Source organism: Occultella aeris (assembly GCF_902703175.1).
Taxonomy (GTDB): domain Bacteria; phylum Actinomycetota; class Actinomycetes; order Actinomycetales; family Beutenbergiaceae; genus Occultella; species Occultella aeris.
In genome coordinates this window covers 170,805-195,789 of record NZ_CACRYJ010000025.1, presented here as the reverse complement: position 1 = coordinate 195,789, position 24,985 = coordinate 170,805, and the positions used below count along the sequence as shown (strand labels likewise).

Below are 24,985 nucleotides of genomic sequence, written 5' to 3'. Positions count from 1 at the left end.
CTCGGGGCCGGGCGTGTGCGGGGTGACCCCGGCGGGCTCGGGGCCGGGCGTGTGCGGGGTGACCCCGGCGGGCTCGGGGCCGGGCGTGTGCGGGTGACCCCAGGCGGGCTCGGCGCCCCGCTGACGGTTGACCCGTGCCCGCACAGGCGTGGCCCCGACGCCTGGCGGTCCACAGGGCGCGCTCCTGATCGGGCATCTGCGACCTGAGGCGTGACACCGTGCCGCGATGTCGGAACGGTTCGAGCTCGATCGCGTGCCCCTCCGGGAACTGCTCTCGGTGCAGGACGGCGTGGTCGCACGGTGGCAGTTGCTTGAGGCGGGTGCCCTGCTGCATGACATCGAACGGATGATCCGACGGCGCGAGCTCCGACGCGTCCATCCCGGCGTCTTCGTGAACCACACCGGCCCGTTGACGCAGCGGCAGCGCGAGTGGGCCGCGGTGCTGACGGCATGGCCGGCTGCGCTGGCGGGCGCCTCCGCGTTGCCCGGTCCGACTCCGGGGAACGTGCAGATCGCGATCGCACGGGGCCGCGCTGTCCGGCTCCCGAAGGGCGTGGAGGTGCGCCACATGAGCGACCTCCAGGACAGGGTGCTGTGGCACCGCGCGCCACCACGGGTGCGTATCGAGCACGCGACGATCGACGAGATCTCCAAGCACATCCGCGCGGGAGCCGTGGCCGCGGGTTTCGCCACCCTCGCCACGGTCGCACAGTCGCGCCGGACCACGCCGGACCGGATCCTCGCCGCGCTCGCAAGCCGGCGACGCGTCGCCGAGCGAGCGATGATCGTCTCGATGCTCGGCGACCTGCGCGATGGCGTGTGCTCGGTTCTCGAGCGCGGCTACCGCGACAACGTCGAGCGTGCCCACGCGCTACCGCGCGCCGGCCGCCAGCACGAGAGCTCATCGCTCGGGATCCGCACCCACCAGGACGTCAGGTACCGGCAGTACGGGCTCGTGGTCGAACTCGACGGCCACGCCTTCCACGGCGACGCTGCCGCACGCGACGATGACGCTGCCCGCGACCTGGCCGAACTCGCGGCCTCCGGGGCGCCGACCGCGCGGGTCACCTACGGGCTGGCCTTCACCACGCCGTGCCGGACCGCCCGGTGGATCGCCGAGATCCTGCACCGCCGCGGCTGGGCCGGCGAACTCAAATCCTGCCCGCGCTGCACACAAGACCCCGCTCAGCGCTAACGGTGCAGTTCCGAGGTGCTGGGCGGCTTGGAATCGCACCACAACAGGCTGGACCGCGTGCGGGGAGGGGGAGCGGGCGTGCGTCTGCCGATCCCAGGCCGCGGCGCCGGGCCCAACATGCGCTGACTGGTAGAGGTGCGATTGCGAGGCACCCAGCACCTCGGAATCGCTCCACTGACGCTGGGACCCGTGCTCCGCAGGGGTGACTCGGATGGGTGGCGATCAACGGGGCGCCTCGATCGGTGCTCGCGGCGGCGGGCGACGTCTGCCCTATCGACCAGGTGGCGAACCTGCCCTATCGACCAGGTGGCGAACCTGCCCATCGACTAGGTGGGGCACCTGACGCGGGCCGGTGCGAAGCGAATCTACGTTCGCAGTCACGGCATCAGCCGCGATCGACAACCACCACGTCATACAGAGGAACCAACGGAGGATCCGATGAGCACCGAGACATCCGTCCCGAGCACCCAGCCGACCGCCCCCGAGTCGGCCGCCACCGCGCCGCCGGACGCGACCCCCGCCATCGACATGGATGCCCTGATGGCGTTCGTGTTTCGCGCGGTCGACGAGGTCGGGGCAACCCTGAACGCCGCGCTCGTCGTCCTCGGCGACAAGCTCGGCTACTACAAGGACCTGGCCGCCAACGGCCCGACCACGCCCGCCGAACTGGCCGCACGCACCGGTACGGCGGAGCCGTACGCCCGCGAGTGGCTGAACGCCCAGGCTGCCGGTGCCTACCTCACCTACGACCCGCCGTCGGGCCGGTACACCCTGCCGCCGGAGCAGGCCATCGCGCTCACGGTCGAGGACAGCCCGGCGTTCCTGCCCGGGTTCTTCCAGATCGCACTCGGCACCGTCCACGACGTCGACCACATCCTGGACGCGGCCCGCAACGGCGCCGGCTACGGCTGGCACGAGCACGTCACCGATGTGCACGTCGGTTGTGAGCGGTTCTTCCGCCCGAGCTACAACGCCAACCTGATCGACGCGTGGCTGCCCGCCCTCGACGGCGTTGTCGAGAAGCTGCAGGAGGGCGCCCTGGTCGCGGACGTCGGTTGTGGCCACGGCGCCTCCACGGTGCTGATGGCGCAGGCATTCCCGAACTCGCGGTTCGTCGGCTCCGACTACCACGAGGCCTCGATCGCCACCGCCCGCCGTCGCGCGGCGGACGCCGGCGTGGCGGACCGGGTCGACTTCCAGGTGGCACCGGCGCAGGCGCTGCCCGGTTCTGGCTTCGACCTGATCACGATGTTCGACTGCCTGCATGACATGGGCGACCCGGTCGGCGCGGCCGAGCAGGTTCGGCGGGCGCTGGCTCCGGACGGGACCTGGATGGTCGTCGAGCCGATGGCCGGTGATCACGTCGAGGACAACCTGAACCCGGTGGGCCGGGCGTACTACGGCTTCTCCACGCTGCTGTGCACGCCGGCGTCGCTGTCGCAGGACGTCGGTCTGGCCCTCGGCACCCAGGCCGGCCCGGCCCGGATCCGGGACGTCGCCACCGCGGCGGGGTTCACTCGGTTCGCGTCGGTCGCGCAGACCCCGTTCAACCGGGTGCTCGAGATCCGGCCCTGACGGGCGAGGACGGCCATGAGAACGGCGGCGCTGCGGAAAGGGTGGGCAGTGAGTACCGAACCGGAGGACACTGCGGACATGACGGGACGTCCCGTGGTCGGGCGAGGCAGCCCGACGCGAGCCAGGGTCCTCCGGTTCACTCACGCCGCCGAGGGCCGGGTCGGACACACCGCCGGAGGGTCCATCCCTCCGGCGGAGGTCGTTGCGGCCCCGAGCCCGGGGAACGCTCCGCCGGTCCGCGACGAGCCCCGCCCGGCCCGTGTCCCGGACACCACCGGCGTCACGGTCCGCGACGGGGTGCGGATCCCGTACGCCGTGTACGGCTCGGGGGCGACGACGATCCTGCTGCTGCCGACCTGGTCCCTGGTGCCGTCCCGGTTCTGGAAGGCCCAGGTGCCCTACCTGGCGAGGTACTTCCGGGTCATCACCTTCGACGGCCGCGGCAGCGGCGCGGCCGGGCGGCCCGAGGGGGCACCCGCCTACACCGACGAGCAGTACGCGGCCGACGGGGCCGCCGTGCTGGACGCGACCGGCACCGACCGGGCCGTCGTGGTCGGCTACTCCTGCGGCGCCGCCTGGGCGGTCCACCTCGCGGCGCGCCACCCGGAGCGGGTTCAGGCGCTCGTGGCCATCGCGCCCTCCTGTGGGCTGGCCGTGGCGGCGCCCGAACGAGAGAAGTACGCGTGGGACGGCCACCTCGACACCACGCAGGGCTGGGCCAAGTACAACAAGGACTACTGGCTCGGCGGCGGGTACGACGACTACGTCGACTTCTTCGCCCGGAAGATGTTCACAGAGCCCCACTCCACGAAGCCGATCCAGGACGTGGTCCGGTGGGCCCACCAGATCAGCCCGCAGACCCTCGCGGACACGACGGCCGGCCGCCTCGGCCTGGAGGGCGCCACCCGGACCCCGCTCGAGCCGCTGTGCGAGCGGGTGCGCTGCCCCGTGCTCGTCGTGCACGGGCTCGAGGACGCGGTACGGCCCGCGGCCATCGGGATCCGGCTCGCCGACCTGACCCGTGGTGAACTCGTCCTGGTCGACGGCGGTGGGCACGGCCTGCCCGCCCGGGACCCGGTCCGCACCAACCTCCTCATCAAGGAGTTCGCGATGGACACCGTCAGCGCCACCCGACCCGGGCCAGCGGCGCCGGCCGCCTCGAGCACCCCGGACGGACCGGACACGCGCTGGCAGCCGCAGCCCCGCCGTCGGACCTGGACCCGCGCGCAACGCCGGCCCCGCCGCGCCCTCTACCTGTCCTCCCCGATCGGCCTCGGTCACGCCCGGCGGGACCTCGCCGTCGCCCAGGCGTTGCGCACCCACCACCCGGATCTCCAGATCGACTGGCTCACCCAGCACCCGGTGACCCGCGTGCTCACCGACGCCGGCGAACGCGTTCATCCCGCGTCGGCCTGGCTGGCGAACGAGTCGGCCCACTTCGAGGACGCCTCCGCCGACCACGACCTGCACGCGTTCCAGGCGATCCGCCAGATGGACGAGATCCTCGTGAACAACTTCATGGTCTTCGCCGACGTCGTCGCGGACGGCACCTACGACCTCGTCATCGGTGACGAAGCCTGGGACGTCGACTACTTCCTGCACGAGAACCCCGAGCTCAAGCGGTTCTCGTTCGCATGGATGACAGACTTCGTCGGCTGGGTGCCGATGCCCGACGGCGGCGAGAGGGAGTTGGCGCTCACGACCGACTACAACGCGGAGATGATCGAGCAGCGGGCCCGCTACCGGCGGATCCGGGACCGCTCGATCTTCGTAGGCAACCCCGACGACGTGGTGGACCTGACGTTCGGGCCGGGACTGCCCGGCATCCGCGAATGGACCGAGGCGAACTTCGACTTCGCCGGGTACGTGACCGGCTTCGTGCCGCCGACCGACGCCGAGCGCGAGGAGCTGCGCCGCCGGCTCGGACTCGGCGCCGACGACCGGCTCTGCGTGGTCACGGTCGGCGGATCGGGGGTCGGCACGTCGCTGCTGCACCGCGTCCTGGACGCCGTGCCGGCCGCCCGCCGCACTGTCGACGGCCTGCACGTCCTCGTCGTCACCGGTCCGCGGATCGATCCCGACGAACTGCCCCGACGGCGGGGCGTCACCTATCGCGGGTACGTCCCGGACCTGTACCGGCACCTGGGCGCGTGCGACCTGGCCGTGGTCCAGGGCGGGCTGACCACGTCCATGGAGCTCGCCGCGGCCGGCCGGCCGTTCCTGTACGTCCCGCTGCAGCACCACTTCGAGCAGAACGTGCACGTGCGGCACCGGCTCGAGCGGTACGGGGCGGGCCGCTGCGTCGATTATGCCGAGGCGTCCGACCCGGACGCGCTCGCCGCGGCGATGGCCGCCGAGATCGAGCGCGTCCCGACCTCGCTCCCGGTGGAGACCGACGGCGCGGCACGGGCCGCCGCGATGCTGGCGGAGCTGCTCTGATGCGCGCGCTCGCGCCGACCCGCGCGGGCCACGTCAGCGTGGGCGGGGTCCGCACGCACTTCGAGGTCTTCGGTACAGGTGAGCCCACGGTGTTCCTGCTGATGCCGGATGTGATCACGCAGGCCCGCGCGTGGAAGGCGCAGGTGCCGTTCCTGGCCCGGTCCTTCCGGGTGGTGACGGCGGACCCGCGCGGCAACGGCGGCTCCGATCGGACGACGGACCCTGCCGACTTCGCGTTCGAGCGCATGGTCGAGGACGCGTGGGCGGTGCTCGACGAGGTCGGCGCCACGGCGGCCGTGTTGTGCGGGGTCTGCAGCGGTGCGGGCCTCGCGTTGGTCATGGCCGCCGAACGCCCCGAGCGGGTGCGTGGCGTGGTCGCGATCAACCCCGGCCTACCGCTGACGCCGCCGCATCCCTGGAAGGTCGCCTACGACTTCGACGCCGTGCTCGGCACCGATGAGGGCTGGGCCAAGCTCAACCGGCACTACTGGCTCCGGGACTGGCCCGGCTTCGCTCGGTTCTTCTTCGGGCAGCTGTTCCCCGAGCCGCACTCGACGAAGCAGGTCGAGGACATGGTCGGCTGGGCGCAGGGGACGACGGCGGAGGTGAACCTCGCGGACTCCGAGGCACCGCCGTCGGGGTACTCCGGCGAGGCCGCTGCCCGCGCCGCCTGCGCGGCGGTCCGGTGCCCGGTGCTCGTGATCACCGGGTCAGAGGACCGGTGCCAGGTGCCCGAGCGGGGCCGGATCGTCGCGGACCTGACCGGAGGCGAGCACGTCGAGATCGACGGTGCCGGCCACCTTCCGATGGCCCGCGACCCGGTCCTCGTGAACCTCCTGCTGCGCGACTTCATCAGCCGGGCCACCCGCTGACCCGGCCGCCGACCGGCCGCTGACCGGCCGCTGACCGGCCGCTGACCGGCGAGGGTGCGGTCATGCGGCTGATCGGCGAGATCCGCGGCGCGATAGCACCCTCGCTCGCTCAGACGGTGTACAGCAGCTCCTCGCCAGCCAGGAACCGGCGCAGGTTCTCCTCGATCCGCTGCTCCGGGTCCTGCGGACGGCCACCCGCGCTGTGCGGGGTGACGATCAGGTTGGGGGAGCCCCAGAGCGGGTCGTCCGCGGGCAGCGGCTCGGTGGCGAACACGTCCAGCGCGGCGCCGCCGATGCTCTTCTCGACCAGTGCCTGCCGCAGCGCGGCCTCGTCCACGGTGGCGCCCCGGCCGACGTTGACGAACCAGGCGTGCGCCGGCAGTGCTCCGAGGATCGCGGCGTCGACCACCTGCTGCGTGGAGGGCAGTGCCGGGAGGATGTCGACGAGCACGTCGGTGTCGGCGAGCTCGCCGGGCAGGTCCGCGGGCGTGATCACCCGGTAGCCGGCCCGCTCCCCGGCCGTGGTGGCCACTCCGGTCACCTGGGCACCCAGCGCGGTGAGGAAGCCGGCCAGCCGGGTGCCGATGCCGCCGAAGCCCCAGATCACGACCTTCGCCCCGAACAGCGTGGTGAACGTCCCGGTGGTCCCGAACGCCTGGTTGACGTCCAGGGACTTGTACCACTCGTGGGCGTCAGCGGCGCGGACGGCCGTGTCGAGCCGGCGCGCGGCCGCGAGGATGAGCGCGAGGGTGTGCTCGGCGACGGGCGCGTCGTGCAGCCCGCCCCCGGACGTCAGCACCACGGAATCGTCGAACCCGGCCGCGGCCACGGAGTCGGTGCCGGCCATCAGGGCCTGGATCCATCGGAGCTTCGGCAGCTCGGTCACCATGGCCGCGATCCGCTCGCCGGAGCTGCCCCACACCACGATGGCCTCCGCGTCGCTGTGCTCGGCGGGGATCGGGGCGGCGACGTCGTAGACCGCGGTCGTGACGCCGTCGGGCGCCGTGACGGTGATGGGGATCGAGTTCGGGAGCAGCAGTTTCACTCGGAGATTCCTTCGTCGTTGATGAGATGGACGCGGTGCAGCCACCAGAACCCGACCCAGCCCAGGAGCAGGCCGGCGACGCAGATCAGGGGCCAACGTCCGTCGATGACCGACCCGGTCAGGTGCAGCACCCCGAGCACCACCAGGGCAGCCAGCCATCCTCCGATGCCGACCAGGACGAGCGCCTTCGCGTTCACTCGCGCGGGAGCGAGCTCCTTCGGCGCCGGGCGGTCAGGGGAGGGGGACACCCCCCGATCGTAGGACAGGACCGCGTGCGACCGGGCCGGGTGTCCAAGGGTGTTCCGCACATCGTTCCTCTGCCAGGATGGCGAGCCATGAGCACCCCTCGCACCGATGACGCGGCCGTGGCGTCCGGTCCCCTGGACAGGTTCTTCAAGATCTCCGAGCGTGGTTCGACCGTCGGACGGGAGGTCCGCGGAGGGCTCGTCACGTTCTTCGCGATGAGCTACATCATCGTTCTGAACCCGCTGATCATCGGCACCGTGGCCGACGGCACAGGCAACTTCCTCGGCGGCGACGAGGCGACGTCGGTGGCGAAGGTTGCCGCCGCGACCGCCCTGATCGCCGGCGTGATGTCGATCGTGATGGGGGTGGCCGCGAACTTCCCGATCGCGCTGGCCGCCGGGCTCGGCCTGAACGCCGTGGTCGCGTTCTCGATCGCGATCCTGCCGGACATGACCTGGGCGGACGCGATGGGCATCGTGGTGCTCGAGGGCATCATCATCCTCGTCCTGGTGCTCACCGGGTTCCGGGAGGCGGTCTTCAAGGCGGTACCGGTGGAGCTCAAGACCGCGATCAGCGTCGGCATCGGCCTGTTCATCGCGTTCATCGGCCTCGTCGACGCGGGCATCGTCCGGATCCCGGCGTCCCTGGCCACCCCGGTGGAGCTCGGGATCGGCGGCTCCCTGGTCGGGTGGCCGATGCTGGTGTTCGTGATCGGGCTGATCCTCACGATCGTGCTCTGGGTCAAGAAGGTGAAGGGCGCCCTGCTCATCTCGATCATCGCCGCCACCATCCTGGCGATCATCATCGAGGCGATCGCGAACATCGGCCCGCAGACCCCCGACGGGTCGAACGCGAGCGGGTGGAAGCTCAACACGCCGGCGCTGCCGGACTCGCCCGTCGCGGTCCCCGACTTCGATCTGCTCGGGAACTTCTCGCTGTTCGGGTCGATCGAGAAGGTCGGCATCATCACCGTCGTCCTGCTCGTGTTCTCCCTGCTGCTCGCCGACTTCTTCGACACGATGGGCACGATGGTCGCGGTCGGCAGCGAGGCCGGGCTCCTGGACGAACAGGGCAACCCGCCCCGCACCCGCGCGATCCTCGTGGTGGACTCCATCGCCGCGGTCGCCGGGGGCGCCGGGTCGGTCTCGTCCAACACCAGCTACATCGAGTCCGCTGCCGGTGTGGGTGAGGGCGCCCGGACCGGGCTCGCCTCGGTTGTCACCGGCATCGCGTTCCTGCTCGCCACGTTCCTGTCGCCGATCGTGGACATCGTCCCGTCGGAGGCCGCCACCCCGGCGCTGGTGCTGGTCGGCTTCCTGATGATGTCCCAGGTGACCGGGATCGACTGGAAGAACATCGAGGTCTCCCTCCCGGCGTTCCTGGCGATCATCCTGATGCCGTTCACCTACTCGATCACCGCCGGCATGGGCGCCGGCTTCATCGCCTTCGTCGTCATCAAGATCGCCGTCGGCAAGGCCTCGAAGGTGCACCCGTTGATGTGGGGCGCGGCGATCCTGTTCGTCCTCTACTACATCCGCGGACCGCTGCAGGTCTGGTTCGGCTGACGCGCAACGGATGAGGGCCACCCGCCGGCTCGGTGGGTGGCCCTCATCGCATGGGAGCGGCTCGCTCAGCGGCCGATCCGGATGCCGTCCGGACGCCATGCGACGACGACGGCCGGCCGCGGGACGGACGTGCCGCCGTCGGGCCAGTGCGAGAACTGGTTCTCGAACGTGGCGCCGGAGCGCTCACCCGGGTGCTGCACGCAGACCAGCACGCGGGTCTCGGTGACCTTCGGGCCACAGGTCTCCGCGGAGATCGGCACGGTCAGGAACTGCTTGACCTGGCCGCGGTACTCCCCGTCGACGGCGACGCCGAACAGCCCGTCGTTCGTGCCGAGGGCGTTGCCGTCGGTGCTGATCCAGAGGTTCCCGTAGGGGTCGAACGTGACGTTGTCCGGGCAGGAGATCGGGGACACCTGCGACTTGTCATAGCCGGCGAAGTAGGTGCTCGGGTCGTTCGGGTCCCCGCAGAGCAGGAAGATCCGCCAGTCGAACGTGTAGGAGCGCGGGTCGTTCCCGGTCTCCATCAGCTCGATGACGTGCCCGTGCCGGTTGGACGAGCGCGGGTTCGTCTCGTCCGGGCCGGGGTTCGTGCCGGTGCCGCGGTTGGTGTTGTTGGTCAGCGCAACGTAGAGGACACCGGTCAACGGGTTCGTCTCGACGTCCTCCGGCCGGTCCATCTTCGTGGCGCCGACGGCGTCGCCGGCCTGGCGGGTGAACAGCAGCACCTCGACCCCGGTCATACCCTCCACGTGGGAGTGCGCGCCGGCCTCGTCGCTGGTGACGATCGGGATCCACTCGCCCGCGCCGTCGAACCCACCGTCGCTGGGGAGGGTGCCGGACCCGTCGATCTCCTCGACCGGCGAGTTCCCGGTGAACAGCGCCACGTACAGGGTGCCGTTGTCGAGCAGGGTGGCGTTGTGCTCGGGGTTGTTCCGGCGGAAGGTATCCCGGGAGACGAACTTGTACAGGTAGTCGAACCGTTCGTCGTCACCCATGTAGGCGACCACCTGGTTCTGGCGGCTCAGGTGGATGTTGGCCGCCTCGTGCTTGAACCGGCCGAGCGCGGTGCGCTTGCGGGGGGTGGACCCGGGGTCGAACGGGTCCACCTCGACGATCCAGCCGAACCGGTTCACCTCGTTCGGCTCCGCGCCGAGGTCGAAGCGCGGGTCGTAGGCCTCCCACTTCCGCTGCGAGGCGCCACCGGGCAGGCCGTAGCGACGCAGCCGCTCGCGGACCACCGGGTCGGTCACCTCGTCCGCGTTTGCGAAGTACTGGTTGAAGTTCTCCTCGGCGGTCAGCCAGGTCCGCCACGGTGTCACGCCACCGGCGCAGTTGTTCAGGGTGCCGAGCACGGTGCGGCCGTCCGGGTCGGCGGTCGTGCGCACGTACTCGCTGCCGGCCACCGGGCCGGTCAGCTCGAACGGTGTGGTCGCCGTCAGCCGGCGGTTCAGCCGGTGGTCGACGACGGTGGTCAGCTCACCGGAGGGGCGACCCTGCGCCGCGCCGGTGACGCCGACGACGGTGAGGCCGTGCGCGGCCCAGGCGATCTCCACCTGGTCCTGCGTGGGAGCGGCCGGGTCGTAGCCGGGGAACATGATCTCTTCGTTCGTGTACTCGTGGTTGATCACCATGACGTGCTCGTCGCGGCGGATCTCGAAGAGGTCGAGGTGGTCGTTGTTGTAGCCGAACTGGCGCTCCTGGCCGGCGGCGCTCTGGTTCTCGGGCTCGAACGCAGGCGCGTCCGAGAAGAGCGGGTCGCCCCACCGGATGAGCACCTTGGAGGTGTAGCCCTCCGGCACGCTGACGGCGTGCTCGGAGTTCGGCGGGACGGGCGTGAACGCGAGGCCACGAGCTGCCTGGGCCGGGGCGGCGGCGGCGGGCTGGGCGCCGAGCGTCGCGGCGCCGGCGCCGGCGCCGGCCACGGCCACCACGGCGCCGACCTTGAGCAGGCTCCGGCGGGAGATGCCGGAGGCGATGATGTCGCCGAGGTAGGCGCCCTCGGAGGTGTTCGGCACCTCGTGGAAGCAGGCGTCGCCGCAGCGGTACTTGCAGGTCATGGGGGAGCGGTTGCCGCTGTGGTTAGCGATCAGCGGCAAGAACTTGCGGGGTGATGTCAACATCGGGGACTGCTCCTTCGCGCAGACGGGGACGCTACGGACGCTAGGACGCCCAGGCGCGGCCCGGGTGAACGGGCCGTGACCAGTGGTTGACCGTTGCGGGACCGCCGAATTACGCACCCGGACGTGCCCCAAATCGCCCACGGATACCGCCTCCGTGCCGAGGTCGGAATTTACTTAGCCGAACTAATGATCTAGACTCGAGTATCGTGACCGACACGACTCCCACTCCTGCTGCGGGTTCCGCCGTCGGCAGCGCGGCCCTCGAGGGGGCCTCTGCCCCCGTGCGCAAGCAACCGCCACGCGGTGACGGCGGCCTCGCCGCCCGGCTGCGGGTGACCCTGCTGCGCACGTCGAGGCGGCTGCGCGCGGAGCGGTCCAACGCCGTCAGCGAGGCACAGGGAGCTGTGCTCGGCGGCCTGTTCAACCTCGGCCCGCAGAGCCCGAGCGCCCTCGCCGAGCGCGAGCACGTGAGTGCGCCCACGATGACCCGCACGATCCAGACCCTGATGGACCTCGGCATGGTCACCAAGGCGGCCCACCCCGAGGACAAGCGCCAGGTCGTCGTCTCGCTCACGGAGGCGGGCGAACAGCACATCATCGCCACGCGCCGCCGCCGGGACCAGTGGCTCTCCCGACGGCTCGCGTCCCTGACGCCCGCCGAACGGCAGACGCTCTCCGACGCCGAGGAGATCATGCGGAGGATCTACACCAAGTGAGCACGATGTTCGCCTCGATGAGGCACTACAACTACCGGCTCTGGTTCGCCGGTGCCCTCGTGGCCAACGTGGGCACCTGGATGCAACGGATCGCCCAGGACTGGTTGGTCCTGACCGAGCTGTCCGACGACTCGGGCCTAGCCGTCGGGATCGTGACCGGGCTGCAGTTCGCGCCGTCGGTGCTGCTCAGCCCGTACGCCGGCCTGCTCGCGGACCGGATCGACCGGCGCAAGCTGCTCATGGCCACGCAGGGCATCCTCGGTCTGCTCGCGGTGGCCCTCGGTGCGCTCGTGCTGTTCGGGCACGCCGAGCTGTGGCACGTGTACGTCCTGGCGACCCTGCTCGGGGTGGCGAGCGCGTTCGACGCCCCGGCCAGGCAGACGTTCGTCTCCGAGCTCGTGCCGGCCAGCGGGCTCGCGAACGCCGTTGCCCTGAACAGTGCGTCGTTCAACGCAGCCAGGCTGATCGGACCCGGCGCGGCCGGTCTCCTGATCGCGCTCGTCGGACCGGGCTGGGTGTTCATCATCAACGCGGTCTCGTTCGCCGCGACCATCTTCGTGATGGCGATCATGCGGACCGCCGAGCTACACGTGTCGCCACGGATCGCGCGCGCGAAGGGGCAGCTGCGGGCCGGGATGGCCTACGTCCGGCACCGCAGCGACATCGTGATGATCATGATCGTCGTGTTCGTGGTGGGCGGACTCGGCCTGAACTTCCAGCTCACGTCCGCGGTGATGGCCCGGATCGAGTTCGGGAAGGACGCGAGCGAGTACGGCATCCTCGGCTCGATCCTCGCGATCGGGTCGCTCGCCGGCGCACTGCTGGCCGCTCGGCGCAAGCAGCCCCGGGTGCGCAGCGTGATCGCCGCCGCCGCGCTGTTCGGGGTGTTCTCGGGCTTGATGTCGCTCGCGCCCACCTACGAGCTCTTCGCGCTCGCGTGCATCCCGGTGGGCTTCTTCTCCATCACCATGCTCACGACCGCGAACGCCGCCATCCAGATCGGCACCGATCCCGCGATCCGAGGCCGGGTGATGAGCCTGTACGTGGTGGTGCTGTTCGCCGGGAACCCGATCGGCTCCCCGTTCGTGGGCTGGGTCGCCGAGGCCTGGGGTCCGCGCTGGTCCATCGGGATCGGCGCGATCGCCTCGGTGCTTGTGGCCGCGGCGGCCGCGTTGTGGGCGCACCGGAACTGGCAGATCGAGGTGTCCTACCGGCTGCGCCGGCGCCCGCACCTGATCCTCACGAACGCCGAGGAGCGCGCCGCCCGCGAACGCGCCCGCGTGGAGGTCGCCTCCCAGCAGGCCACGGACGGCGGCCAGGCCGCTTGAACAAGAGCTTTCCGTGTGAGCCAGCGGTTCTGAACCTTCTGGTTCACCCAGGAGGTTCTGGCTCGGGCCGGCATCTCGCACTCACGACGGCGCGGTAGGCGTCCCACACAGTGGACGCCGGGAGCTCGGGCGGTCCGGTCCGGGGCTAAGGTGGCCGTGACATAGCCCCCGGGGAGCGCGTTGGCGCTGAGAGTGCGGTCGGTACACCGGCCGCAGACCCGAGGAACCTGAATTGGTTAGCACCAGCGTAGGGAGTAGGGCAGTTGTCGGGCACGACCCGTGCCGGAGGTCTCCGACATGGGTTGGGCCCGGCGTCGTGCACTCGCCGGGGGTCCTTCGACGAGAGGACCAGACGATGCCTGAAGTCACCAGCCCCACCACCTCGCCCGCACCCGCCACGACCACCGCCGATGCCGCGCCCGCCCCCGGCGAGTACGGCGTCGGTGCCCGGTTCACGCTGCTGCCGCTCACGGATCGGTTCGTCGAGGTCATCACCGACGCCCTCGCCGTGGACCGCCCGGCCGGGCTGGAGGTGGTCACCGACGACGTCTCCACGTTCGTCCGCGGCACCGAGTCCGACGTGGTCGGCTACCTGACCGCCGTGATCGCGCGGGCCGGGCGCACCGGCGTGCACACCGTGGCCCAGGTGCTGCTCTCCCGTGGCTGCCCGGGCGAGGTCGCCTGCGAGGTGGCCGACGGCGTCGCGTTCGCTCCGGAGCGCCTCGCGCCGATCCCGGCCACCGGTCTGCGCGCTGCCGCACACTGGTCGCTGTACCCCCTGCACGACGGTCCCGACGGCGATCACATGAGCGCCATCTACGCCGCCATCGACGACGCCCGCGAGCGGGGCACGCTCACCCGCAGCGAACACTTCGCAACCCGCCTCGACGGCGATCTCGCCGACGTGCTCACCACGATCGGGGACGCCTGGCTCACAGTCGGCCGGTCCGTCCGGCATGTGGCCACGCACGCGACCATCTCGCTGAACTCGCCAAGCAACTCGAGCGCTGCAGGCGACCGGTGAGCGCGCGCGCCGGCGGCCCTCGCCGGGACACCCCGAGCCCGGCCGGCCCGAGCCAGGACGCACCGGGCCCCGATCCCGCCGCGCCCCGGCGGGCCCCGATCACCCTGCACGACCTGGTCCTCCTCGCCGCCCTCGCCGTCGTCTTCGGCTTCCTCTACTGGGCGCTCGTGCAGCTGTGGGGCTGGCTCCAGGTCGCGATGGGCCCGTTCGGCGACCTCGCCCAGAACGCCCTCGCCGGCGGCTGGATGGTTGTCGCCCCGCTCGCGGTCTACATCGTCCGCAAGCCCGGCGTCGGCATCGTCGTCGAGATCATCGCCGCGATCGTCGAGGTCGTGTTCCTGGCCTCACCGGTCGGCCCGATGCTGCTCCTGGTCGGACTGATCCAGGGCGTCGGCGCCGAACTCCCGTTCGCGCTCACCAGGTACCGCAGATACGGCTGGGGCGTGTTCCTGGCCTCCGGGATCAGCGCAGCCCTGTTCAACCTGGTGCTCGGGATGGTCCGGTTCGGTTGGGCCGGGCAGGACTTCTTCGCGCTGCGGGTCGGCCTGCAGTTCGCCAGCGGCATCCTGCTCTGCGGGCTCCTCGCGAAGCTGATCGGGGACGCCCTGCTGCGCACCGGCGTGCTGGACAACTACGCCATCGGGCGGGCCCAGCGCAGCGCGGCCCGGCGCGGGAGGTGACGGCCGCGCCCGCGTCCGCCGCGGACCGCCGCACGCCGCCCGAGCCCTCGGCCGCGGTCACCGTGCGGGACCTGCGGGTGCACTACCCGACGGCGTCCGCACCGTCCCTCGCGGGCATGGACCTGGACGTGCCCGCCGGGCAGCGGCTGTTGCTGATGGGCTCGTCCGGGTCCGGCAAGAGCACCGTGCTACGGGTCCTGGCCGGGGTGGTCCCGGGCACCATCGATGCCGACGTGACCGGCCGGGTCCGCATCGCCGGCACCGACCCGACCACCACCCGCGTGCCGGTCCTGGCTGGGCGGGTCGGCACCCTCACGCAGGATCCCGCGGACCAGCTGTGCCTGCCCACCGTCGTGGACGAGGTCGCGTTCGCGTGTGAGAACCGGGCGGTGCCGCCGGCGCAGATCGGCCCGCGGGTGCGGGCGGCGCTGGCAGCGGTCGGTGCCACGGACCTGATCGGGCGGCGTACCGGGGAGCTCTCCGGCGGGCAGGGTCAGCGGGTCGCGCTCGCGGCGGCCCTCGTGGCCCGTCCGGAGGTGCTGCTCCTGGACGAGCCGACGGCGCTGCTCGACACCGCGGCCGCCCGCCGGATCGGCGCGCTCCTCGCGGCACCCGGGCCCGCGCAGATCCTCATCGAGCACCGCCTCGACGAGCTGGGGCGGCTGCCCGAGCTCGTGGTCGTCCTCGACGACGCCGGCCGGGTCCGGGCCGCCGGGCCGACGACGCAGGTCCTGCGCGAGCACGGCGTGGCCCTGGCGGGCGCCGGGGCGTGGCTCCCGGCCGGGATCGAGGTCGGCCTGGCGCTGGGCAGGGAGGTCGCACCGGGGCGTGCCGCGCTGCGCGCGGGTCTGGTGGAGCTGATGTCCCGACGGCGCAGCGTGCGTCGGTCCGCATCGGCACCGCGGTCGTCGGCTCCGTCGGCACCGCGGTCGTCGGCTCCGTCGGCAACGATGTCGTCGGCTCGCGCGGGTGGAGTCGTCCTGCGCGCCCGCGGGCTCGGCATGCGCCGCGGCGCGACGCAGGTCCTGACCGACGTGGACCTGGACGTGACCCGCGGCCGGATCACCGCCGTCGTCGGCGTGAACGGGTGCGGCAAGTCGAGTCTGCTGCTCGCCCTGGCCGGACTGCTGCCGTTCACCGGCACGATCGACGGGCCACCGGCGGGCCTGGTGTTCCAGAACCCCGAGCATCAGTTCCTCGCGCGCTCGGTCCGGGCCGAGGTCGCGCACGGGGTGCGTCCGTCAGGTTGGTCGGGTCCGCCCGGTTCGGCAGGTCCGGCACCGACGCTCGCGAACGCTGCGGGCGCCATCGACCACACCGCTGCCGTCGATGCCGTTCTGGCGCGCTACCACCTGGGCGTGGTGGCGGACCGGGACCCGTTCCGGCTGTCCGGCGGGCAACAGCGGCGACTCTCGCTGGCGGCCATGGCCGTCTGCGAGGACGAGGTGTTCCTCGCCGACGAGCCGACGTTCGGCCAGGACCGGGTCACCACCGCCGCCGTCGCCCGTGCGTTGCGTGGGCTCGCCGACGAAGGGCGCGGTGTGGTCCTGGTCAGCCACGACCTGCGCCTGGTCGCCACCCTGGCCGACGAGGTGGTGGTCCTCGCCGACGGTGGGGTCCTCGCCCGGGGCGGTGTCGACGACGTCTTCACCGGTCCGGCGTTGGAGCGGGCCGGCCTCGCACTGCCGCCGCTGCTCGAGGGCTGGCGTAGCAGCGGCGTGCCGCTGCGGCACCTGCTCGAGACCCTCGACGATGCTCTGAGCCCGGGATCCGGGGCCGCCGCGTGAGCGCGGCCGCGTTCGGGCGACCGCTCGACGTCGACTCGGCACTGCACCGGCGCGACCCGGCCGTCAAGCTCGCCCTCGTGCTGGTGATCTCGGCCGTCGTGACCGGTGTCTTCGACCCGTGGACCCCCACGATCCTGTACCTGCTCGCGGCGCCGGCGGTCGTCCTCGCCGGCCGGATCCCGCTCGGCACCATGGCGCGGGCGCACCTGCCGTTCGCCCTCTTCGGGCTCAGCCTGTTCACGGTCAATGCGCTGACTCGGCAGGGGCAGGTCGTCTGGACGCTCGGGCCGCTCGACGTGACGGCGCCCGGTCTCGAGATCGGGATCTCGCTCGCGGTCCGGACCCTGCTCATCGGCACGCTGTCGCTCGGCTTCGTACTCACCACCGACGGCGCCCGGCTCATGACCAGCCTGCATCAGCACGTGCGGCTCAGCGGCGCCTTCGCCTACGCGGTGCTGGCCGGGTACCGGCTCCTCGAACAGTTGCCGCAGCAGTGGCAGACGATCCGGCAGGCACAGGCGATGCGGCGCCCGCGTTCACCGCAGGCCCGGTCTCGACCCGCCGCGCGGCCGATCGCGTTGCCCCGCTCGCCCCGCGCGCTCACCCGCGCGTCCTTCACCCTGCTGGTGACGACGCTGCGCCGAGGTGAGCGGATGTCGATCGCCCTCGAGACCCGAGGACTCGGCGCCGGACGCCGCACGATCCACGACCCGGCCCGGCTCAGCCCGGGTGACGCAGTCCTCACGGTGGTCGCGCTCGCCACCGTGACGGCGGTGCTGCTGGTCACCTGGCGCTTTGGCCTCCTGGCCGGGTGGGGCGCCCTCGGCGTGTTCGGCTGACGAGGCCTAGAAGTCCCGGATCCGGACCAGCGGACCGGTCGTGAAGCCACCGTCGACCGGCAGGTTGACGCCGGTGATCCAGGACGCGTCGTCCGAGGCCAGGAAGGCGACGGCGGCCGCCACCTCGTCCGGCTGGCCCACCCGGCCCATCGGGTAGAGCTGGGCCATCTTGTCCAGCGTCTCCAACTGCTCGGGGCCGCCCTCGGTCCAGTTCCTGGTCACGATGGTGCCGGGTGAGACCACGTTCGAGCGGACCCAGCCCGAGCCGCCGCCGATGGTGCCCTGCACCTTCGGCCCGTAGTCCACCGCGATGTTCAAGGACGCGTTGATCAGGGCCGCCTTGGCCGCCGAGTACGGCACGTCACCGACCGCCGTCATCCCGTTCACCGAGGCGATCGAGATGATCCGGCCGCCGCCGGCGGCGCGCAGCAGCTCGGGCAGGCATGCCTGGATGCACCGCACCGCACCGCGCAGGGTTGGCCCGACCTGGCGGTCCCACTCGGTGTCGTCGACGTCCTCGAGCGGGATCCCGCCGGCCACACCGACGTTGTTCACGAGGATGTCGATGCCGCCGAACTCCTCGACCGTCGCGGCCACCGCCGCGTCGATGCCGGCGCGGTCGGTGACGTCCGTGCGCAGGGCGAGTCCCGCCGTCGGCAGCCCGCCGACGACCGCCTCGACGGCCGGCAGGTCGAGATCCACCCCGACCACCCGCACCCCCTCGGCCGCGAGCCGTCCGGCGATCGCCGCGCCGATGCCGTGCCCGGCGCCGGTGACCAGGGCGACCCGGCCGGTGAGGCCGCGCATCAGCGGTGCTCGATCACGTAGTCGATGCACGCGGTCAGGGCCGCGACGTCGGCCGGGTCCACCGACGGGTACATGCCCACCCGGAGCTGGTTGCGGCCGAGCTTGCGGTACGGCTCGGTGTCGACCACGCCGTTCTCCCGGAGCGTCGCAGCCAGTGCGGCGGCGTCCACGCTCGGGTCGAACTCGATGGTTCCGACCACGGGGGACCGGGCCTCGACGGCCGTCACGAACGGTGCGGCGTACTCCGAGGCCTCCGCCCAGCCGTACAGGGTGGCCGCGGACGTGGCGCTGCGGTGGGCTGCGGCGGCCAGGCCACCGCAGTCCAGGAGCCAGTCCAGCTGCTCGGCCATCAGCACGAGCGTAGCGATCCCGGGGGTGTTCAGGGTCTGGTTCTTGCGGGAATTCTCCACGGCCACGGGCAGGGACAGCGACTCCGGCACCCACCGGCCGGCCAGCTCGGCGACCCGCTCCAGCGCGGCGGGGGACAGCAGCGCGAACCAGAGCCCACCGTCGGAGCCCATCGCCTTCTGCGGCGCGAAGTAGTAGGCATCGCTCTGGCCGACGTCCACGCCCACCCCACCCGCGGCGGAAGTCGCGTCCACGAGCATCAGGGCGTCGGTGCCCGGCACCCGGTGCACGGGCGCGAGCACACCGGTGGAGGTCTCGTTCTGGGCCCAGGCAAAGGAGTCGACGGCGTCGCTCGGCCTCGGCAGGGCGAGCTCGCCCGGGGCGGCCTCGACGATCTCTGGCTCGGCCAGGAACGGTGCGCGGCTCGCCGCCGCTGCGAACTTGGCACCGAACTCGCCGGTGGCCACGTGCTGCGAGCGCTCCCGGATCAGCCCGAACGTGGCGGCGTCCCAGAAGAACGTGGCGCCGCCGTTGCCGAGCACCACCTCGTAGCCGTCGGGCAGGTCGAACAGGGTGGCCAGGGACTCCCGCACCCGGCCGACCAGGGACTTCACCGGCGCCTGCCGGTGCGAGGTGCCGAGCACCGTCGTACCGAGGGCGGCCAGGGCGTCGACCTGAGCGGGCCGGATCAGGCTGGGGCCGCAGCCGAAGCGGCCGTCGGCGGGAAGGAGGTCGGCGGGGATGGCGAGGGTGCTCACGCCCCGATCATTCCAGGTCCGCCGTCGGAGCCAGTCACCCGTTCGCGGCTCGGCGTTCCTGGTGCACCTGGGTGATGTGGGCACTCCAGCCGGCCAGCCGGGCACACGCGAACATCGCGGTGAACATCCGGGCCGGGACCCGCGCCGAGTCGAGCAGCACCCCCGCCCAGAACATCACGTGGTCGCCGCGGTCGGCGGGCAGCGGCAGGCCCCGGTCGGCGTACTCGGCCCGGGCCGCCTCGGCGACCGCGGTGGCCACCTCGAGCCGCTCGATGTTCAGGTCCGCCGCGACCTGGCGCAACGCCGTCACCCGGGGGTCGGCTCCGGTGTAGCCGGAGCTGCCGAAGCCGAACAGGGTGTCTGCCTCGAAGGCGGCCCGGACGGCGGCGCGTGCGTCGCCGAGGTCCTCGGCGGCGTCGATGAGTCCGAGCGAGCGCGCCGTGGCACCGCCGCCGGTCGGGCCGCTGGAGGCGGCCACCGCCCCGGACAGGCACGCGGCGGCATCCGCCCCGGTGTCCGCGATCAGGCGGGCCGCGCGGGTGGACGTGGCCAGCCCGTGCTCGGCCAGGGCCACCCAGCAGGCGTTGATCGCCGTCGCCTCCTGCTCGGGCACCTCGCCGTGCCAGGTCATCAGGAACCGCTCGGCCAGGCCGCCGGCGCCGACGATCTCGCGCCGGCCGATCGAGGGCAGATCCACGCTGCGGGCGGACTGCGCGAGGAACGAGAAGGCCATCGCGGAGGCGCGGGCGAGATCGGTGCGCAACCGGGCGCCGTCGACGTCCGTGAGCGGTAGGAAGCCCCAGACCGGCGCCAGCGCGGCCAGCGCCGCCTGCAGGTCGACCCGGTGGTCCCCGGTGCGCACCGGCAGCGGGAACGACTCCGCGGGCGCCAGGGCCGCGCCGTCAAGGGTGCCGTCCACGAGCAGCGCCCACACCCGCCCGTACGGATGCGTGCGGACCAGGTCGCCGACGTCGAGACCGCGGTATCGGAGCCCGGCGGCGGGGTCCACGGTGGAGATCGGGGGTATGACACTCATCACGGTGAAGGGTAGGTGATCGCGGGCGCCCCGCGGACCAGTGTCGACCGCCGCCGGTGTCGTGGCAGGTCGGGTCCGAGGGCCGATCTCGTGCGGCAGCGACTAGGGTGAGTCGAGATTCTGGAGCAAGGGGATGGATAGGACGCCATGGCCGATCTGATCGACACCACCGAGATGTACCTGAAGACGGTTTTCGAGCTCATCGAGGATGGGATCGTGCCGTTGCGAGCCCGTATCGCCGAGCGGCTGGGCCACTCCGGCCCGACCGTCTCCCAGACCGTCGCACGGCTGGAACGGGACGGTCTGATGATCGTCACGGGGGACCGACACCTGGAGCTGACCGAGGAGGGTATGGCGCGCGCCACCCGGGTGATGCGCAAGCACCGCCTCGCGGAGCGCCTGCTCACCGACGTGATCGGGCTGGACTGGCCGCACGTGCACGAAGAGGCGTGCCGGTGGGAGCACGTGATGAGCCGCCAGGTGGAGGAGCGCTTGCTCACCCTCATGAACCACCCGGACCACGACCCGTACGGCAACCCGATCCCCGGGCTGGAGGAGTTCGGCGACGCGAAGGTCCCGGTCGACCTCGGTGTGGCGCTCGCGGACGTAGCACGCGAGGAGCCCACCGAGTTCGTGCTCTCCCGCATCGGGGAGCCGCTCCAGGTGGACGTGGAGCTGCTCGCCCGGTTCGGCGAGGCCGGCGTGCGTCCCGGCGCCACCCTGACCTCGCAGCGGCGGCACGACGTCATCACCGTGAGCGTCGACGGCGCCGAGTACGCCCTCGACCTGCCCGAGGAGACCGCGCGACACCTCTTCGTGAAGGTCGGCAAGTAGCACCCACGGGGTGTCGCGGATGCACGTTGGGACACACTTCGTGATCAGAACGTGACAATCGCCGGGACCGTCATGTAGCCTCAACCTCGCTCGACGAAACCCTCCTTCGGCGAGTACCTCGGACGGAACGCCTAGCCCTGTCACCGAATGAGGTTCCCGTATCAGCAGCGACAGGGACGGGGGACCCAATCCTTGTGGAGTTCACAGCAGTCGATGAACTCCTTGGGGTGAAGTCCCGCCGGACTGTGAGGTCCGGCAGACCGGGTGATCTCCCACCCGAACCCGACAGCTCACCTCGTAGGCGTCAGGAGAGGTACCACTTTGACTGAATGCATCGCAGGCGCCCGGCACCGAGCCGCACGCCGCCCCGTCACCCCCTTGACCACGTTCGGTCAGGCCGTCGCGGGGACCGTCGGTCGCCGCGCCGTCGCCGCCGTGGCCTCCTCGGGGATCATCCTCACGCTGAGCGCCTCGGCCGGCATTGCCGCCCCGAACAACGTTGCTCCCGTGCAGGCCGCGAACCTGACTGCCGCCGCCGCAGCGAACCTTGACTCCCCGGGTACCACGTCCGAGGTCGTCACCGTCGCTGCCGACGCCGCGTGGTCGTTCACCGCCGTCGAGGCCACCTCCGAGGCCGCTCCGCCGCCGCCGCCCCCGCCGCCCGTCGTGGTCACCACGACGGCCCGCACCACGGCGTCGGAGAGCCAGGCATCGCGGAGCACCGAGCGTGAGGCCGTCGAGGAGACGCCTGCCGCCGCGCCGCAGGTGACGTCGGCGTCCGCCGCCGCCGTGATCGACATCGCCTACCGCTACGTCGGCACCCCGTACGTGTACGGCGGTGGCACGCCGTCCGGGTTCGACTGCTCCGGGTTCACGTCCTACGTGTTCGCCCAGGTGGGCATCAGCCTGCCGCGCAGCTCCTCCGCCCAGCGCAGCGCCGGCACCATCGTCTCGGCCGCCGAGGCGCAGCCCGGCGACCTGATCTGGTGGCCCGGCCACGTCGGCATCTACCTCGGTGGCGACCAGCACATCGCCGCGCGGAACCCCGGCACCCCGCTGACCGCGGGCCCGATCTACCGCGCGAACCCCACCTTCATCCGGGTTCTCTGAGCACGATCCCCGCCGCGACTGGCCCGCCCCCGATCAGGGGGCGGGTCATTCGTCTTTTCCGGGCGGGTTAACTTCTCGTTTCAGTTCGCCGATCACGCGTGGGCAAGGCTGCGTGGTGCGCCCGGACGGGGCACAATGGTCAAAGAGATGACAAAGGAACGGCGGTGAAGCGGTCATGGAACACGAACAGGTGGTCCTTGTCGGGGTGGATGGCTCAGCGGCGAGTCTGAACGCCCTGGACTGGGCGGTCGCCCAGGCGAAGCGGGTCGGTTGGCGGTTGCACCTGGTGTGTGCGTACGCGTTGCCGACGTTCGCGGCGGCCTCGCTCGACGGCGGTTACGCCACGCTCGATGACACCGCGATCCGCGAGGGTGCGCAGGCGGTCCTCGATGAGGCGATCGAGCGCGTCAGCGGTCGTGGAGTGGACGTGACCAGCGCCCTCGAGACCGGCGACGCCGCCGGCGTGCTGGTGGACCTGACGAAGCAGGTGTGCCTGGCGGTGGTCGGCACCCGGGGCACGAGCGGGTTCGCCGAGCGTATCCTCGGCACCGTCTCCTCGGCGCTGCCCGCGCACGCGCACTGCCCCACGGTGGTGGTGCCCCTGCGCGAGGGGGAGGAGACCCCGATCCCGGTCAAGCGGATCGTGGTGGGCGTCGACGGTTCGGATTCGGCCAAGGTCGCCCTGACCCGGGCCATCGAGGAGGCCGAGGTCTGGGGCGCCGAGCTGACGGCGGTGGTGGCCGTACCGATCGGTGCCGGCGCCGGGCTGCTCGGCTGGCTGCCGGCGTCCGTGGACCGGGAGGGGGTGCTCGCCGACGTCAAGGAAGGACTGAACGTCGCCGTCGACCATGCCCTCGAAGGCCGGGACCTGACCGTGCGACGACACGCCCTGGACGGCAACGGCGCCGCCCTGCTCTCGGAGTTCTCCACCGCCGTCGACCTGGTCGTCGTCGGCTCGCGCGGGCGCGGCGGCTTCGCCGGGATGCTGCTCGGCAGCACCTCCCAGCAGGTGCTGCACCATTCGGCGTGCCCGGTGATGGTCGTGCCGACGCGGGTGGCGGACGAGGGCCTGCCACCGATCGCGATGGGCTGGAAGCGCCGGCCGTGACCGGCACCGAGTTCTGAGCAACCTCGGGCCCGGACCGGCCCGAGGCCCCGTCAGCACTCGGGCCGGCCGTCTGGCCCCCTCACGCTCGAAGGGCGGCCGTGAGTGCGTCCATGACCTGGTGCAACTCGTCCTCGGTGACGCACAGGGGCGGTGCGAACCGGATGGTGTTGCCGTGGGTCTCCTTGGCGATCACGCCCCGCTCGGCCAGCCTGATGCTCACCTGGCGCCCGGTCAGGTTCGCCACGTCCACGCCCATCCACAGCCCGAGGCAGCGCACATCGGTGAGCAGCCCCTCGGCCACCAGGTCCTTGGCCCGCTCGGCGAGGATCGGGCTCAGCGTGCGCGCCCGCTCCTGGTAGTAGCCGGTGCCGAGGATCTTCGTGACCGCGAGGCCGACGGCGCAGGCGAGCGGGTTGCCGCCGAAGGTCGAGCCGTGCGTACCCGCGGTGACGACCTCGATCACGTCCCTGCGGCCGACCAGCGCCGACGTCGGGATGATGCCGCCGCCGAGCGCCTTGCCGAGCGTGGTCAGGTCCGCTCGCACCCCGGACAGGTCCTGGGTGAGGGTCGCCCCGGTGCGGCCGAGCCCGGACTGGATCTCGTCCAGCACCAGGAGCACATTCGCGGCCGTGCAGGTGGCCCTGATCGCCCCGAGGTAGTCCTCGGGCGGGATGATCACCCCGGCCTCGCCCTGCACGGGTTCGACGAGCACGGCCACGGTGGTCTCGTCGATCGCCTCGGCCACGGCGGCAGGGTCCCCGTAGGGCACCACCCGGAACCCCGGCGTGTAGGGGCCGAACCCTTCCCGGGCCTCCGGGTCCGTGGACATCGAGATTATCGTCGTGGTGCGGCCGTGGAACGCGTTCGCAGCCACGATGATCGTGGCGTCGTAGCGTGGCACGCCCTTGACGTCGTAGCCCCACTTGCGGGCCGTCTTGATGGCGGTCTCCACAGCCTCGGCGCCGGTGTTCATCGGCAGGAGCATCTCGGTGCCGGTGAGCGCGGTGACGGCCTCGGCGAACGGGAGCAGGCGGTCGTTGCCGATCGCGCGTGCGGTGAGCGTGACCCGGTCCAGCTGGGCGTGCGCGGCCGCCGTGAGCTCGGGGTTGCGATGGCCGAAGTTCAGCGCCGAGTACCCCGCGAGGCAGTCGATGTAGCGGTTGCCGGCGGTGTCGGTGATCCACACGCCCTCGCCGTCGGCGATGTCGATGTCGAGCGGGGCGTAGTTGACCGCGAGGGCGCTCATGCTGCGATCACCTGCGCGACTCGGTGGGTCAGGGCCGGCGCGTTGCCGGTGGCGCGGTAGCGGATCGGACGGCGGACGCCGGCGTGCGCGGGTGTGCACGTCCGGTCGTGGCGGTACTTCATCGAACCTCCAGATGGGTGAGCGGAAGTCCCGCCATTCTCACATGTTGAGACATGCCGCGGCTAGCGATCGGCGCCACCATGCACCGTCGCCTCGCCCGCCACGGCCCTCGCCCGCCACGGCCGACCGCGTTGTTGCCCCGTGATCCGGTCGCGGTCCAACGTGGGAAGCGCGCGCTCGACGCGCC

At 71.9% G+C, this 24,985-nt stretch carries 22 protein-coding genes and 2 riboswitches; of the genes, 14 read left to right on the top strand and 8 right to left on the bottom strand.

The window, feature by feature from the left end:
- Window positions 1-226 precede the first annotated feature (226 nt).
- The 4 genes from HALOF300_RS09675 (at window position 227) to HALOF300_RS09660 (ending at window position 6,081) form a co-directional block, all read left to right on the top strand.
- Window positions 227-1,195 carry a hypothetical protein gene (locus HALOF300_RS09675; RefSeq protein WP_156740741.1) on the top strand — a complete coding sequence of 323 codons (969 nt, stop codon included), beginning with the start codon at window positions 227-229 and terminating at the stop codon, window positions 1,193-1,195.
- 438 nt (window positions 1,196-1,633) lie between these two features.
- Window positions 1,634-2,770 (top strand): class I SAM-dependent methyltransferase, encoded by a 1,137-nt coding sequence (locus HALOF300_RS09670; protein ID WP_156740740.1) that lies wholly within the window; start codon window positions 1,634-1,636, stop codon window positions 2,768-2,770.
- Between the two features lie 78 nt (window positions 2,771-2,848).
- Window positions 2,849-5,209: an alpha/beta fold hydrolase gene (locus HALOF300_RS09665; RefSeq protein WP_156740739.1), complete on the top strand. Its 2,361-nt coding sequence runs from the start codon at window positions 2,849-2,851 to the stop codon at window positions 5,207-5,209.
- Entirely contained in the window at window positions 5,209-6,081 is an 873-nt protein-coding gene (locus HALOF300_RS09660; protein WP_156740738.1) for an alpha/beta fold hydrolase, read from the top strand. The genes HALOF300_RS09665 and HALOF300_RS09660 overlap by 1 nt, the downstream gene beginning before the upstream one ends.
- 109 nt (window positions 6,082-6,190) lie before the next feature.
- Here the strand turns inward: HALOF300_RS09660 and HALOF300_RS09655 are convergent, their stop codons facing one another.
- Together HALOF300_RS09655 and HALOF300_RS09650 are read right to left on the bottom strand one after the other, a co-directional pair.
- A complete protein-coding gene (locus HALOF300_RS09655; protein ID WP_156740737.1) occupies window positions 6,191-7,126 on the bottom strand; it encodes an NAD(P)-dependent oxidoreductase in 936 nt (311 codons plus the stop codon).
- Window positions 7,123-7,374, bottom strand: coding sequence for a hypothetical protein (locus HALOF300_RS09650; RefSeq protein WP_156740736.1), 252 nt, complete (start codon window positions 7,372-7,374; stop codon window positions 7,123-7,125). Before HALOF300_RS09650 ends, HALOF300_RS09655 begins: the two co-directional genes overlap by 4 nt.
- Before the next feature lie 87 nt (window positions 7,375-7,461).
- Between HALOF300_RS09650 and HALOF300_RS09645 the strand changes: the two genes are divergently transcribed.
- Window positions 7,462-8,937, top strand: coding sequence for an NCS2 family permease (locus HALOF300_RS09645; RefSeq protein ID WP_156740735.1), 1,476 nt, complete (start codon window positions 7,462-7,464; stop codon window positions 8,935-8,937).
- Window positions 8,938-9,002: 65 nt separating this feature from the next.
- On the opposite strand, the gene HALOF300_RS09640 is transcribed toward HALOF300_RS09645, so the two are convergent.
- Entirely contained in the window at window positions 9,003-11,057 is a 2,055-nt protein-coding gene (locus HALOF300_RS09640; RefSeq protein ID WP_156740734.1) for a PhoX family protein, read from the bottom strand.
- Between the two features lie 206 nt (window positions 11,058-11,263).
- On the opposite strand from HALOF300_RS09640, the gene HALOF300_RS09635 reads away from it, so the two are divergent.
- The 6 genes from HALOF300_RS09635 to HALOF300_RS09610 all read left to right on the top strand — a co-directional run bounded on the left by HALOF300_RS09635 (window position 11,264) and on the right by HALOF300_RS09610 (window position 17,431).
- Window positions 11,264-11,773, top strand: a complete 510-nt coding sequence (locus HALOF300_RS09635) for a MarR family winged helix-turn-helix transcriptional regulator (protein ID WP_231955190.1) — start codon at window positions 11,264-11,266, stop codon at window positions 11,771-11,773.
- On the top strand, window positions 11,770-13,101 hold the full coding sequence (locus HALOF300_RS09630; RefSeq protein WP_156740733.1) for an MFS transporter: 1,332 nt from the start codon (window positions 11,770-11,772) through the stop codon (window positions 13,099-13,101). Before HALOF300_RS09635 ends, HALOF300_RS09630 begins: the two co-directional genes overlap by 4 nt.
- A 159-nt stretch (window positions 13,102-13,260) precedes the next feature.
- Window positions 13,261-13,374, top strand: a riboswitch (TPP riboswitch).
- Window positions 13,375-13,456: 82 nt separating this feature from the next.
- Window positions 13,457-14,125 (top strand): YkoF family thiamine/hydroxymethylpyrimidine-binding protein, encoded by a 669-nt coding sequence (locus HALOF300_RS09625; protein ID WP_156740732.1) that lies wholly within the window; start codon window positions 13,457-13,459, stop codon window positions 14,123-14,125.
- Window positions 14,122-14,805, top strand: a complete 684-nt coding sequence (locus HALOF300_RS09620) for an ECF transporter S component (RefSeq protein WP_156740731.1) — start codon at window positions 14,122-14,124, stop codon at window positions 14,803-14,805. The genes HALOF300_RS09625 and HALOF300_RS09620 overlap by 4 nt, the downstream gene beginning before the upstream one ends.
- A complete protein-coding gene (locus HALOF300_RS09615; protein WP_156740730.1) occupies window positions 14,802-16,592 on the top strand; it encodes an ABC transporter ATP-binding protein in 1,791 nt (596 codons plus the stop codon). Before HALOF300_RS09620 ends, HALOF300_RS09615 begins: the two co-directional genes overlap by 4 nt.
- The gene (locus HALOF300_RS09610) at window positions 16,589-17,431 is read left to right on the top strand and encodes an energy-coupling factor transporter transmembrane component T family protein (RefSeq protein ID WP_197522438.1); all 843 of its coding nucleotides are present in this window, start codon (window positions 16,589-16,591) and stop codon (window positions 17,429-17,431) included. Before HALOF300_RS09615 ends, HALOF300_RS09610 begins: the two co-directional genes overlap by 4 nt.
- Window positions 17,432-17,437: 6 nt before the next feature.
- Here the strand turns inward: HALOF300_RS09610 and HALOF300_RS09605 are convergent, their stop codons facing one another.
- From HALOF300_RS09605 to HALOF300_RS09595, 3 genes are read right to left on the bottom strand one after another with little or no spacing between them, the layout of a single operon-like run.
- Window positions 17,438-18,238, bottom strand: a complete 801-nt coding sequence (locus HALOF300_RS09605) for an SDR family NAD(P)-dependent oxidoreductase (RefSeq protein ID WP_156740728.1) — start codon at window positions 18,236-18,238, stop codon at window positions 17,438-17,440.
- Window positions 18,238-19,344: a phosphoserine transaminase gene (serC, locus tag HALOF300_RS09600; RefSeq protein ID WP_156740727.1), complete on the bottom strand. Its 1,107-nt coding sequence runs from the start codon at window positions 19,342-19,344 to the stop codon at window positions 18,238-18,240. Before serC ends, HALOF300_RS09605 begins: the two co-directional genes overlap by 1 nt.
- Window positions 19,345-19,378: 34 nt before the next feature.
- Window positions 19,379-20,380 (bottom strand): citrate/2-methylcitrate synthase, encoded by a 1,002-nt coding sequence (locus tag HALOF300_RS09595; RefSeq protein ID WP_156740726.1) that lies wholly within the window; start codon window positions 20,378-20,380, stop codon window positions 19,379-19,381.
- A 147-nt stretch (window positions 20,381-20,527) separates the two neighbouring features.
- Here HALOF300_RS09595 and HALOF300_RS09590 point away from each other — a divergent pair, with 147 nt between their 5' ends.
- The 3 genes from HALOF300_RS09590 to HALOF300_RS09580 all read left to right on the top strand — a co-directional run bounded on the left by HALOF300_RS09590 (window position 20,528) and on the right by HALOF300_RS09580 (window position 23,432).
- The gene (locus HALOF300_RS09590) at window positions 20,528-21,214 is read left to right on the top strand and encodes a metal-dependent transcriptional regulator (RefSeq protein WP_156740725.1); all 687 of its coding nucleotides are present in this window, start codon (window positions 20,528-20,530) and stop codon (window positions 21,212-21,214) included.
- Between the two features lie 144 nt (window positions 21,215-21,358).
- Window positions 21,359-21,532, top strand: a riboswitch (cyclic di-AMP (ydaO/yuaA leader).
- A 60-nt stretch (window positions 21,533-21,592) separates the two neighbouring features.
- Window positions 21,593-22,324 carry a C40 family peptidase gene (locus HALOF300_RS09585; protein WP_231955188.1) on the top strand — a complete coding sequence of 244 codons (732 nt, stop codon included), beginning with the start codon at window positions 21,593-21,595 and terminating at the stop codon, window positions 22,322-22,324.
- Window positions 22,325-22,499: 175 nt separating this feature from the next.
- Window positions 22,500-23,432 carry a universal stress protein gene (locus HALOF300_RS09580; protein WP_156740724.1) on the top strand — a complete coding sequence of 311 codons (933 nt, stop codon included), beginning with the start codon at window positions 22,500-22,502 and terminating at the stop codon, window positions 23,430-23,432.
- Window positions 23,433-23,511: 79 nt separating this feature from the next.
- Here the strand turns inward: HALOF300_RS09580 and rocD are convergent, their stop codons facing one another.
- On the bottom strand, window positions 23,512-24,678 hold the full coding sequence (rocD, locus tag HALOF300_RS09575; RefSeq protein WP_156740723.1) for an ornithine--oxo-acid transaminase: 1,167 nt from the start codon (window positions 24,676-24,678) through the stop codon (window positions 23,512-23,514).
- A complete protein-coding gene (locus tag HALOF300_RS27515) occupies window positions 24,675-24,800 on the bottom strand; it encodes a hypothetical protein (RefSeq protein ID WP_269455270.1) in 126 nt (41 codons plus the stop codon). The genes rocD and HALOF300_RS27515 overlap by 4 nt, the downstream gene beginning before the upstream one ends.
- Between the last annotated feature and the right edge of the window lie 185 nt (window positions 24,801-24,985).